Raw genomic sequence first — 11,190 nt, 5'->3', positions numbered from 1 at the left:
CCTTGCGGTGGGGGCGATCATGGGGGCAGTGCCGCTGTTGATGAAGGCGGTCTCCCAGCTGACTGCTATACAGCCGGAAATGTCATTCGAGATCATTGAGGACACCAGCCAATCGCTCTTAACCCAGATCGAGAGCGGGCGTCTGGACATGGCCCTGTGCCGGACGAGTGTGAGCAGTTCGCCGCATCTTTTCTCGAGTGCGTTTGTTCAGGACGAGACTCTGGCGGTCATCGCCAACATCGACCACCCCCTCCAGGCCGCTGGAGCACTTCGCTTGGAGGAGTTGGCTGAAAGTCGGTGGATCGTCTACCGGGCCAACATGCCTATGCGGGTGCAGCTTGAGCGAGAGTTCCATGATGCGGGCATCCGCTTCCCTCTGCACCTGGTGGAGACCACGTCGATTCTGGCAACGCTGTCACTGCTGCAGAACCAGCCCGAATTCGTTGCGCTTGTGTCAATCGATGTGGCCAAGCAGTGCGTCCAGCACAACCGCGTATGCATCTTGCCCTTGGCCATCAAGTCCGTAAGCGACCCCTACGAGTTGGTAACACGCAGAGGTAGCCAGGCCACACCGGCTATGGAGCAACTAAGGGGGTTGCTGATACAAGTCGAGCTCGACGATGCAGGCCGCCCTAAAGCGCTTCAATCAGAAGGTGGTCGGGCACTGCGACCGAACCACAATCCCCACTGATCTACGTCAAAACTCGTCGCAGCCTGAAGAGTTACGGCGAACTATAATGAAAATACTTTGTCACGTTATTGGATCCGAAACTGCTTTCGGAGTCCAGCTCGCTCGAATGAGATTCAAAATAATGATCCCATCGGCGATTAGGACGACTTCAGCTGGAGGCTGTTCTCCATGGACGCGATCAAAAGCTGCTATCACCCCATCGATGCGGCAATTCTTTGGTGCGATCTGGCCGATCACACCGCAGAGATCTTACAGGTCGAAATAGCCCACTCAGGTGAGCTACTCAAGCATTTTCCGCAGTGGCCCTGTCTCCACTTCTATGTGGAGCGCATCTACGACGCCATTGCCGCGGGTGAGCTACCGGCAACTTTCCTCGGCGGGCCCATTACGCTCAACGACCACGCCGAGCGAGTGTATTGGTCCATACGCCGTCCGGATCTGCGGGCCTGGTTTGCGCTAAACCATCCGGAGGAAAAACCCGAATTCCTGTTCCCCAAAAATATCGACCACCTCGAATGCGTGAGTTTGAACGCCTTTTTGGCTGTGCAAGCTGAACGGGACTTCTACGCGCGTGAGTTTGAGAAAATGCATCAGGCCTACGATTCTGTTGTCGAAGAGATGACGGTCTACAAGCGCCATGAAAACGAGCTAACGGCGCAGCTTGATGCAGCGGAGCCAGCCCCTGAAGCCTCCGCCAGCGTCCACTACACGATCATCGGCGCCCTACTGGCAATCACCGTAGGCAAGTCGAAATCCGGCCAAGTGCAGTCGATCTATAAAAATCAGACTGCGGTAGTCCAGGCTATTTTGTCTCAATTTCCCGGCCTACATGGTTTGAGCAAACACACCCTTGATCGGAAATTTGCGTTGGCTCGCCGCCATTTGGCCCAAGCGGAGCAGGCCTAACTCCGAATAGCCAGGCAATGGCGGCCATTGCCTGGCAATGATTTTTCACCCCCACGGACCTTCACTGACTGTCACATCCCACTGCGCGCCACATGGCGCTAAGGAGTGACACCATGCAACCGGCCAGCCCTGCCCCAGCTTCCGCCGATCGCCACATCATGCGCCGCGATGAGGTGGAACAAAAAACCGGCTTCAAACGCTCGCACATCTACAACTTGATGAAGGCCGGACTATTCCCGCAATGCCGGCGCATCGGCACGCGCGCGGTCGGTTGGGACTCGCTGGAGATTGAGCAGTGGGTTCAGGATCGCCTGTCTGTTCGGGAGTAGTGCCATGAAAGTCCTTTCGCTGATCTCGACCAAGGGCGGGGCCGGCAAGACCACGGTTGCCGCCAACCTCGGCGGCCTGCTTGCCGACGCGGGCTTGAAGGTGCTGCTGCTCGACCTAGACAGTCAACCGACGTTGTCCAGCTACTACGCTCTGTGCAAGTCACGTGAAGCGGGCAGTTACGAACTGATCTCGCAGCGGCTCACGGTTGCCGAGCAGATCATTTCCGTCACCACCATCCCGCGGCTTGAACTGATCGTTTCCAACGACCGCGCGGGCCACCTGGGCACCGTACTGCTGCACGCGCCCGATGGCCGACTGCGCCTGCGCAACCTGCTACCCGCATTTGCCGATCAGTACGATGTGCTGATCGTCGACACCCAGGGCGCGCGCAGCGTGGTGGTGGAAATGGCCATCCTCGCCTCCGATTGTGCGCTATGCCCGTTGCCACCGGAAATGCTCGCGGCACGCGAACTGCGCCGCGGCACGCTCGGCCTGTTCGAAGAGCTGGAACCCTACCGCTACCTCGGCGTGTACTTGCCCCCGGTGAAACTGCTTCTCAATCAGGTGAACGCCAACCGGCGCGATACCTGCCTGATCATGCAGAGCCTGCGCAACACCTTTGCCGCCGACCCGCATGTCAGCGTTTGTAAAACGGTGATTCCCGATCGCGTCGCGTACCTCAATGCCGCGTCATTGAGATTGCCGGTGCATCGGATCGAGTCGAAAGCCGCCCCTCGATCGCGCAGTCGCTGCGCGGCCGATGTCATGCGGGCACTGGCCAATGAACTGTTCCCGGAGTGGGAGCAGCGACTGGCCCAGCCCAGGGGCCGTGCGCGCTCTTATCCCGACAGCATTGCCTCAGAGGAATGCGTCACCGGCCGACCCGCCTAGTGCCCTGCCCTTCCCCCCGCTGCCCCACCCACGCAGACAACTGGGAAGGCCAGGGCGGGGCCGCCTGCACTGACAGATCAGGGGCAAACCCATGAAACCACCAACCTCCGAAGACATTACACGCCAGCTCCAGCACGGGCACTTCCCACAGCGGGCAACACAGGTATCGCCCACCGATCCCGACTGCGACACGCCGATGGTGGTGACCCTCGAGCAGCTGCGGCCCTACGAGCACAATCCACGCTTCATCCGTAATCCGCTGTACGAGGAACTGAAGGCCTCCATCCGCGACCGCGGCCTGGACCAGCCCCCCTCTATCACGCGCCGGCCCGGCGAGCCGCAGTTCATCATCCGAAATGGCGGCAATACACGGCTGAGTATCCTCGGCGAACTGTGGCAAGAAACCCGTGACGACCGTTTTTTCCGCATCCATTGCCTGTTTCGCCCCTGGCAGTCGGAGCTCCATACGCTGCTGGGCCATCTGGCCGAAAGTGACCTGCACGGCCAACTGACTTTCATCGAGCGGGCCCTGGCCGTGGCCAAGTTCCGCGACATGCTTCTGGTAGACGGTGGTAGCCTGAGTCAACGTGAACTGGCGGCGCAACTATCGGCCGGCGGCTACCCAATCTCGCAATCGCACATCAGCCGGATGCTGGACACCCTGGAGCACCTGCTGCCGGCGATCCCGCAAACCTTGTACGCCGGCTTGGGCAGACCTTCGATCGAGCGGACCCTTAACCTGCGTCGACGTGCCGAATCGGTGTGGAATCGGTACGTTGCGACACGGTTGGATTTCACCGCGTTGTGGTTGGAGGTGCTGTCTACGTTCGACTGCACAGCCGCCGAGCTGGACACCGCCGAGCTGCAGGACGAACTGCTCGCGCACATGGCGAAATCCTTGGACCAGTCACCACGCCTGCTGGCGTTGGAGCTGTTCCAGGATAGCGGCCAGGCATCACGTCAGCCACTGACGCCCGACCGGTCGCTGCCCTCGCCGCTGGGCGTGGGCCAAGACACCGATACCACTTCCGGTAGTGAGCCTGAAGCCCCCACGGGGCTCCACTCACCGGAGCTGGTCTGCCCTCCGCAACCTGCTGATAGGCAACCCGAACAGGCAGACCTGAAGCAGCCTCCTGCCGTCACCCGTGAACAGGTACGCACTCCAACTGCGCCACCGCCCGCTCAGTCTGCCAATCTCGGCAGTGCTGGGCGCCTGTGCTTGCCCGATTCACTGGATACCCTCTGGCCGATACCGCCGGCTCTGGAAGACCTGGTGCAACTGCGCCAGGCCTGCGCGCAGTTGGCCAGCGAACTGGCCGGCTACGCCAATGCGCCACACATGGTCTGCGCCACGGAGGAAGGCCTGGGTTTCTCGTTGGCGCCCGATACAGCAGCGCCTTCGACACCGCACCGCACCGGGATTCAGCTGCTGTTGGGCGCGCTGCTGCGCGTGCAGGATGACGTTGCTTGGGAGCAACGTCAGCAGCTCCCGGCGGCGCTGTTCGGCCAACTGCTACTGGGTGCCTACGACCTGCCACTGATCGAGCGCCCACAGCTCGCGATCGGGATTGAGCGGCTCCCCGATCCTCAATTGGCGCAACTGTTTTCACTTATCCGGCTCTCTCGACGCTTGATCGAACTCACGCTGTCGTCCACCCGCTGACACTCGGAGGTGCCGCATGAGCACGTCGTTCAATCTGCTGAACCACGCCATGTTGAACCAGGTCCTGCATGAGCTGCGCCATGGTCGGCTGCAACGCTGCAAGGCCTTGGGCCTCGGCGACGAGGACATCGAGGTGCTGCAGTCGCTGCCGCCTACGACCTTGTCCCACCTGGCGCACTCCACGATCGCCTGGGTCGAAATCAAGGTCGACACCACGGTGCTGCGGCGCCTGATCGCCCAGGCCGAACGCGACGAGCTGAACGAGCGGCTGATCAACCGTGCCCTCAAGCTCGGGGCAAGTTCAAACATCATGTACCGCTGCTTCGGCCTCGACCATTCCGAGACGGCGTTGCGCCGACGCATCCTGAAGATCGAGACCCATCGCGGCCGCCCCGTCCAGCTCAGCGAGACTCAGGAGCATGCGGTGTGGAACCGCTGGCGCCAGTTGCGGGCTGAAGATCCGGACAGTGAACCGCTGGATGCAATGATGATGCTGGCCGAGGAACAGCAGATCAGCCTGACCCTGATCTGGCAGCAGATCGAGCTTTACGGAGGTATCCCATGCTGAATTTCTACACCGTGGACTGGGCCGATGTGGTGCGCCAGAGCATGGTCACGCTCAAGCGCTGTCTGGAGCAGGCCGAACAAGCCAAGGCTGCCCGTGCACTGGCAGAGGGGCCGGGCTTCGTGTACCACGGCAGCCACGAACCGTTACCGCGGGGATTGCTGCAGGATCGCCGGCTCACGCCCGTGGAGCGCAATCTCTGGTTAGTGCTGCGCTGGTTGATCACCGAGCGGCAAATGCGTACCCCACGTTATCAGGACCTGCAGCCATACCTGGCGACCAGCCCCTGTGGCGCGCAGGCTTCACGCGAGACCATCGCCCGCGCGCTGAATGTGCTGCGTGCTACCCGCTGGCTCAGCCTGAGCGAACGGTATCGCGATGAGCAGGGTTGCCTGCGCGGCTGCGTGTACGTGCTGCACGACGCGCCGCTGTCACCCGCACAAGCCATCGACCAAGATGCCGGCTACCTGCCCCTGATCAGCCAAAACCTGTCCCACGCCACCAAAGGCGTGCGCGATCTCGCTCAGCATCTTCTCCAAGAGCTACGGGCGGATCCGGAGGTGGCTGACGAGGCCTTGGCCATGATGGCTTCGCTCCCCGCAACAGGCGCTCAACAGACCTTGCCGCTGCAGGCCGACAGCCATGTCGAGCATTCCGAACTAAGCGAGGCGCACTGCGTTCGGTCTGCCGCACCGTCCTCGACCAATTCCGAACCCAGCGTAAATTTCCCGGCTACGGCTGCCGTTCGGAATCCGACGCTCGACCGTACCGTACAAAAACAAAGCAAAAAAAGTACAGTACCGCCCAGCTCGGCCGATGGCAGCGCCGCTTGGCCAGAGGGTCTGCAGTTGAGTCCGAATGAACAGCGCCGGGCAGTCCAGGCGCTGTGCCAGCTCGAGCCCGAACAGCGACAAGCGGTGATCAATGAAGCAGCGGTTCGCTGTAGCCGCGGCGACATCCGCAAACCCATTGCCTACTTGTTGGGGCTGATCAAGCGAGCCTGCCAGGGCGAATTCACGCTTTGGGCCGCACGAAGAGATGTACCACCAGCACCGCGCAAGCGCATTCGCCCGCCTGAGCCGGCTGATGAGCGCTCACGGGAATCCGGAAGCCGGGTGGCCTCGCCGCTGGCCAAGGCGTACCTGGAACAGCTCAAGCTTCGCTGCGGTGTTGTGAGCGGAACAACGTAACTGCGCGTTGAGTCTTTCAGGTCTCCAACTATCAGCGGACCTCTATGGATTTGATCGCAGTGGCATCACTCCAGTGACGTCTTCCAGCCAGACACCATTGCTCGAGGAGTGTGATCTGCGTGATGGCTGTGAGGTCGCAACATTGACCAATGCCAGGATGAAGCAGTTAGCGGCGTTGGCACTCAGTGGATTTGATCACAGTGGCATCAATCGCAGGACCATCGAAAGTAGGGGGCAATGTGAGCCCATCGCGTTCACATTGATCACTGCCAGGGTGCCCGAGAGCGCAGATCGTCGGCGTTATTCCGACGGCGAGGATCTGGCAATGGTCGACCACTACCAGCTCAACCTGGGCTCACTGCGCAGCAGCATCACCCTCACCCTGCACACACATCACGCAGCACGTCTGTGGCAGGGCCGTGCCGGGCGCGAAGGCGTGTTTGGCATCATGGGCATGGCGGGCTACATCAGCGTCACCAACCTGCTCAAGCAGGCGAGCAGCCAGGACGACCCCTTCGCCGACTGGTTCATGCTACAACTCGAAGACAAGGTACTGCAGGCCAAGGCCGAGCTGCTGGCATTGACCGAGCAAGTCAAACTGGTCGAGCGCGACCTGCCCTCCCAGGTCAGCATCGGCGACAACCTGAACATCCACCCTGTCACCCTGCCCCTGTTCATCGGCAGCCAGTTGGGGTTTCTCGCCGTCTACCTGCTGACAGACTACGACAGCCTGGTACGTCGCGTGCTGCTGGCCCACCACACCGCGCTGATCGGCCGGGCCGACATGGAGTACTGGATCGATGGTGGCGCCCACCTGCTGCGCAGCCTGTTCAGCATGGCACAGCAGTTCCGACTGGCCGGGGTAAGCCGCGACGACATGGCCGCCAACAACGCCCGCGCCCGCGAGGCCATCGACAAGTTCGGCATCCCGCCCCAGGACATTCTCGAAGGCACACGACGCTCGCAATTTGCGCCGCCCATCGTGCGCACCGCCAAGGCCGCACTGCCCAGTGAGGCCGATCAACTTGCTGACGACGTGGAACCTTCGCCCGGCGACCCCGCCGAAGGCGGTGAAGCATGACACTGCCCGAAGCGATCGCCCATTGCCTGTCATCCGAGGCCTATCGCGAGTTTGAACACAGTGCCTCTCTAAAAGGCCTTTTAAAGCCTTTTAAGGGTAAGGGGGAGCTGGCCCAGTTCGCCGAGACAATCAAACAGCTGCGAGGCGAACTCGAGACGCTGATGGTCGCGATGCTGGCGATCATGGCGCAGCCACCCTTCTCGTTGCTCGAGTTGCGACTGAGCGTCCAGCACAGCTCCCAGGGCGCCTGCTTCCTACGCTGGCGCAGCCCGGACTTCAAGCGCATGGGCGTGGAGGTCTGGCAGCAGGCGATGGCACATCCGCTGCTGCAGCCAGAACTGCGCCAGGCGCTGTACCAGCTGGAAGCCAACCGGATCGTCCTCAACCTGCAGATGAGCAGCCTGAACTCGCTCTATCGCCAGGTACTCACCGGCGCCCTCAAACTCGCGTATGCCGATGACGTCCTTTTCGATACCACCACCGAGGAGAATCACCCATGAGCACGTTCTTTGTTGGCGAAGGCAACATCGGCAGTCCGCCTGAGTTTCAGGAATTCAACAACAACCCGGACGAGCCGAAGCGGCTGCTGCGGTTGAATGTCTATTTCGACAACCCAGTACCGCGCGAGGGCGGCTACGAAGACCGCGGCGGCTACTGGGCTCCGGTCGAGCTCTGGCACCGCGATGCCGAGCACTGGAGCACCCTGTACCAGAAAGGCATGCGCGTCTTGGTCATGGGCCGCACGGTCAAGGATGAGTGGGAAGACAGCGAGGACAACGCCCGGGTGACGTTCAAGGTGGAGGCGCGGCACATCGGCATCCTGCCCCACCGCCTGGCCAGCGTGTCCATGCGCGAGAAGGCCAGTGATAATGGTGGCAGCAACCGCAAGCCGGCCGGCAAGAAAACCACACGCAAATCGAGCTGAGCGGGTGGACGTCAGTGGAACCGTGCCTTTCAGCGCGGGACCGCTCAGTCACTGCGCCCCGCACGGCGGGCGACGCCCTGCAGGTCGTCCCCCTCGATCAACCCTTTGACCTCCGCCAGGTACTGGTCCAGGGCAAGGAACGCCCGCCAGTGCGCTGGCGCTTCCTTGATCCACGCGATCAACCTGGCCCTCGCCGCCTGATTGTCCGGTTCCTGATGGGTGGTCATGAACAACTCGCAGGCCTTGATCGCTAACGCATCCGCTTCATGCTGCTCAAGTTCGTCCAATCCGCTATCTCCGTGTGACGATCAGGTCACCGTACTCTCATTGGGTGATACGCCCCGTTAGGTTGATATTCAACCTTTTAGGGCGTTCATATCCTTGGGTGGCTGGTCAACCATACGGGTTGAATTGGAGAGCCACCCCGTTGCCAGTCAAAGAGCCTAGCCCACAACACATCGGCCGCCAGTTGGCCAAGTACCGCCGCGCGCAGAGCTTTACCCAGGCGCAAGTCGGTGAGCGCCTGGAGATCGGCACCGAAGCGGTGTCGCGCATGGAGCGTGGCAAGGTCGAACTGACCGTGCCCAAGCTGCTGCAGTTGGCGGACATGTACGGCTGTCCGGCCGATGAGCTGCTACTGGCCATCAGTCCTCGCCCACAGGACCAGGGGCAGAAGATTGCCTCGCTGATCAAGGAACTTGGCGAGACGGACAAGCAATTTGCCTTGGACCTTCTGCAGACCGTGACCGCGCACCTCGCGCAGCGGTAAATCGCTCGCCGCTGGCGGCTATACCGATATGATCTCGACCAGTTCAGCTTTTCCCTAGCACTCCCCAGTCACGCGACCACCCTGTCGGTACCTGACCGAGAGGGCCACGTCATGCGCCTCTACATTTGCGAAAAACCGTCCCAAGCCCGCGATATCGCCCGGGTGCTGCAAGCCCATCGTCGCGGCGATGGCTACCTGCAGGGCATCGGAGTGACCGTGACCTGGTGCGTGGGCCACCTGCTCGAGACTGCGCCACCGGAAACCTATAGCGACCAGTTCAAGCGCTGGTCGCTGGAGCACCTGCCGATTATCCCGCAGCACTGGCAACTGGTGGTGAAGCCCAAGGTCGCCGCGCAGTTGAAGGCCATCAGCCGGCTGCTGCAGGCCTGCGCCGAGGTTGTGATTGCCACCGACGCTGACCGCGAGGGCGAGATGATTGCTCGGGAGATCCTCGAGCGCTGCCAGTATCAGGGGCCTATCCTTCGCCTGTGGCTGTCCGCCCTCGACGACGCTTCGATCCGTCGGGCCCTGACGGCGTTGCGGCCGGGTGAACAAACCCTGCCGCTGTACCACTGTGCCCTCGCCCGATCCCGGGCAGATTGGCTGGTGGGCATCAACCTCAGCCGATTGTTCACCCTGCTCGGTCGCCGCGCCGGCTTCGACGGCACGCTGCCCGTGGGCCGTGTGCAAACGCCCACCCTGCGCCTGGTAGTGGAGCGTGATCGCGCCATCGCCAGTTTCGTCGCCCGGCCTTTCTGGACCGTGGACGTTGTGCTGCACGCTGACGGGGCGGAGTTTGAGGCGCGCTGGCAGCCACCCGCTGCGCACTGCGATGATGCCGGTCACTGCGTTGATCAAGCGGCGGCCGAGCAGGTTGCCCGGCGCCTGGCAGCTGCGCGTTCAGTACAAGTGGAGCGGGTCGACGTTGAACGCGTGACGGAAGGGCCGCCCTTGCCGTTCGACTTGGGCACGCTGCAGGAAGTCTGTTCGGCCAAACTCGGCCTGGGCGCGCAGGAAACCCTCAGTGTGGCGCAGGCACTGTACGAAACCCACAAGGCCACCACCTACCCTCGCAGCGACTGTGGCTACCTGCCAGAGAGCATGCTGGACGAGGTACCGCGCGTACTGAAGGCCTTGGCCGCAGCCGACCCGGCGCTTGGCCAGCGATTCAAGGAACTCGGTCCGACACGGCGCTCCCGCGCCTGGAATGGCAGCAAGGTCACCGCCCACCACGGTATCATCCCCACCGCCGTGGTGATCCCGCTCGATCAGTTGTCCGAGCGTGAGCGCGCCGTGTACACCCTGATCCGCGCCCGCTACCTGGCGCAGTTTCTGCCCCACCACGAATACCTGAAAACCCAGGTGCAGCTGCGCAGCCAGGCCGATCCGCTGCAGGCCCGTGGCAAACAGATCCAGGTGCGTGGCTGGAAGGCCGTGATCGATGAAGCCGATGCCAGTGAGCCAACCGAGCAAACGCAGCGGCTCCCCACCTTGCAGGAAGGTGCGTCGGTTGGTGTGCGCGACGCCAAGGTCAACACGCAGCGCACCCAGCCACCCAAACCCTACACCGAAGGTACACTGGTCAAAGCGATGAAAACCATCGCCAACCAGGTGGCCGACGTGCGCCTCAAGCAAACGTTGAAAGACAGCATTGGCATCGGCACCGAGGCCACCCGCGCCGCGATCATCCAGGGCCTGATCGATCACGGCTACTTGACCAAAAAAAAGCGCAGCCTGGCAGCCTCTGCCGCCGCCCACACGTTGATCGAAGCCGTTCCGCGTGAGGTGGCTGACCCGGTGATGACTGCGGTGTGGGAACAAGCGTTGGCGCGAATTGAGACTGGGCAGTTAAGTGTCGAGGCGTTTCTCGCCAAGCAGTCGGCCTGGCTCACCCAGGTGGTGCGCAGCCAAGCCTCGTTGAACCTGCAGCTACCCCGTTCGAAAAGTCCCGCCTGCCCCGTGTGCCGAAGCCCCATGCGCCAGCGCAAAGGCCGCACCGGTAACTTTTGGTCCTGTGTGCGCTACCCAGACTGCAAGGGTACTAAGCCAGTGAAGGCCAGCGCGGCGCTTGCCAAGCCGAAGCGTTCCTGACTGCTTGACGCTAGGGACCGTCACTGTTGTAGTGAACAGGCCCCTCGCCGTTTGGCGACCCCAGGCCGATTCGCTCCGGGCAGCTCGG

General features: G+C 62.1%; 13 protein-coding genes. 12 read left to right on the top strand and 1 reads right to left on the bottom strand.

Features of this window, described 5'->3' with window-relative positions; all coding sequences use genetic code 11:
- The 10 genes from AC07XM_RS20580 to AC07XM_RS20535 form a co-directional block, all read left to right on the top strand.
- The coding region (locus AC07XM_RS20580; RefSeq protein WP_102690343.1) for a LysR substrate-binding domain-containing protein at window positions 1-691 on the top strand (691 nt) is incomplete at its 5' end.
- Window positions 692-859: 168 nt separating this feature from the next.
- Window positions 860-1,597, top strand: coding sequence for a hypothetical protein (locus AC07XM_RS20575; protein ID WP_063423924.1), 738 nt, complete (start codon window positions 860-862; stop codon window positions 1,595-1,597).
- Window positions 1,598-1,710: 113 nt separating this feature from the next.
- Window positions 1,711-1,926: an AlpA family transcriptional regulator gene (locus tag AC07XM_RS20570; protein WP_010799440.1), complete on the top strand. Its 216-nt coding sequence runs from the start codon at window positions 1,711-1,713 to the stop codon at window positions 1,924-1,926.
- Between the two features lie 4 nt (window positions 1,927-1,930).
- Entirely contained in the window at window positions 1,931-2,818 is an 888-nt protein-coding gene (locus tag AC07XM_RS20565) for a ParA family protein (protein WP_102689536.1), read from the top strand.
- A gap of 91 nt (window positions 2,819-2,909) precedes the next feature.
- Complete coding sequence (locus tag AC07XM_RS20560; protein WP_047595523.1) at window positions 2,910-4,481, top strand: ParB family protein; 1,572 nt, start codon at window positions 2,910-2,912, stop codon at window positions 4,479-4,481.
- A gap of 16 nt (window positions 4,482-4,497) precedes the next feature.
- On the top strand, window positions 4,498-5,049 hold the full coding sequence (locus AC07XM_RS20555; RefSeq protein WP_013972314.1) for a DUF2857 domain-containing protein: 552 nt from the start codon (window positions 4,498-4,500) through the stop codon (window positions 5,047-5,049).
- Window positions 5,043-6,236: an STY4528 family pathogenicity island replication protein gene (locus AC07XM_RS20550; protein WP_013972313.1), complete on the top strand. Its 1,194-nt coding sequence runs from the start codon at window positions 5,043-5,045 to the stop codon at window positions 6,234-6,236. Before AC07XM_RS20555 ends, AC07XM_RS20550 begins: the two co-directional genes overlap by 7 nt.
- A 325-nt stretch (window positions 6,237-6,561) precedes the next feature.
- Window positions 6,562-7,317, top strand: a complete 756-nt coding sequence (locus AC07XM_RS20545; protein ID WP_102689537.1) for a PFL_4669 family integrating conjugative element protein — start codon at window positions 6,562-6,564, stop codon at window positions 7,315-7,317.
- On the top strand, window positions 7,314-7,817 hold the full coding sequence (locus AC07XM_RS20540) for a DUF3158 family protein (protein WP_102689538.1): 504 nt from the start codon (window positions 7,314-7,316) through the stop codon (window positions 7,815-7,817). The genes AC07XM_RS20545 and AC07XM_RS20540 overlap by 4 nt, the downstream gene beginning before the upstream one ends.
- The gene (locus AC07XM_RS20535) at window positions 7,814-8,242 is read left to right on the top strand and encodes a single-stranded DNA-binding protein (protein ID WP_102689539.1); all 429 of its coding nucleotides are present in this window, start codon (window positions 7,814-7,816) and stop codon (window positions 8,240-8,242) included. The genes AC07XM_RS20540 and AC07XM_RS20535 overlap by 4 nt, the downstream gene beginning before the upstream one ends.
- Before the next feature lie 44 nt (window positions 8,243-8,286).
- Here AC07XM_RS20535 and AC07XM_RS20530 read toward each other — a convergent pair whose 3' ends face one another.
- Window positions 8,287-8,529: a hypothetical protein gene (locus tag AC07XM_RS20530; RefSeq protein WP_232862532.1), complete on the bottom strand. Its 243-nt coding sequence runs from the start codon at window positions 8,527-8,529 to the stop codon at window positions 8,287-8,289.
- A gap of 140 nt (window positions 8,530-8,669) precedes the next feature.
- Between AC07XM_RS20530 and AC07XM_RS20525 the strand changes: the two genes are divergently transcribed.
- Both AC07XM_RS20525 and AC07XM_RS20520 read left to right on the top strand, forming a co-directional pair.
- On the top strand, window positions 8,670-9,011 hold the full coding sequence (locus AC07XM_RS20525; RefSeq protein ID WP_102689540.1) for a helix-turn-helix domain-containing protein: 342 nt from the start codon (window positions 8,670-8,672) through the stop codon (window positions 9,009-9,011).
- A gap of 111 nt (window positions 9,012-9,122) precedes the next feature.
- The gene (locus AC07XM_RS20520) at window positions 9,123-11,102 is read left to right on the top strand and encodes a DNA topoisomerase III (protein WP_102689541.1); all 1,980 of its coding nucleotides are present in this window, start codon (window positions 9,123-9,125) and stop codon (window positions 11,100-11,102) included.
- Window positions 11,103-11,190: the final 88 nt, after the last annotated feature.

The organism is Pseudomonas sp. GW460-LB5 (genome assembly GCF_059423245.1).
This window is presented reverse-complemented; position numbering and strand designations above follow the sequence as displayed.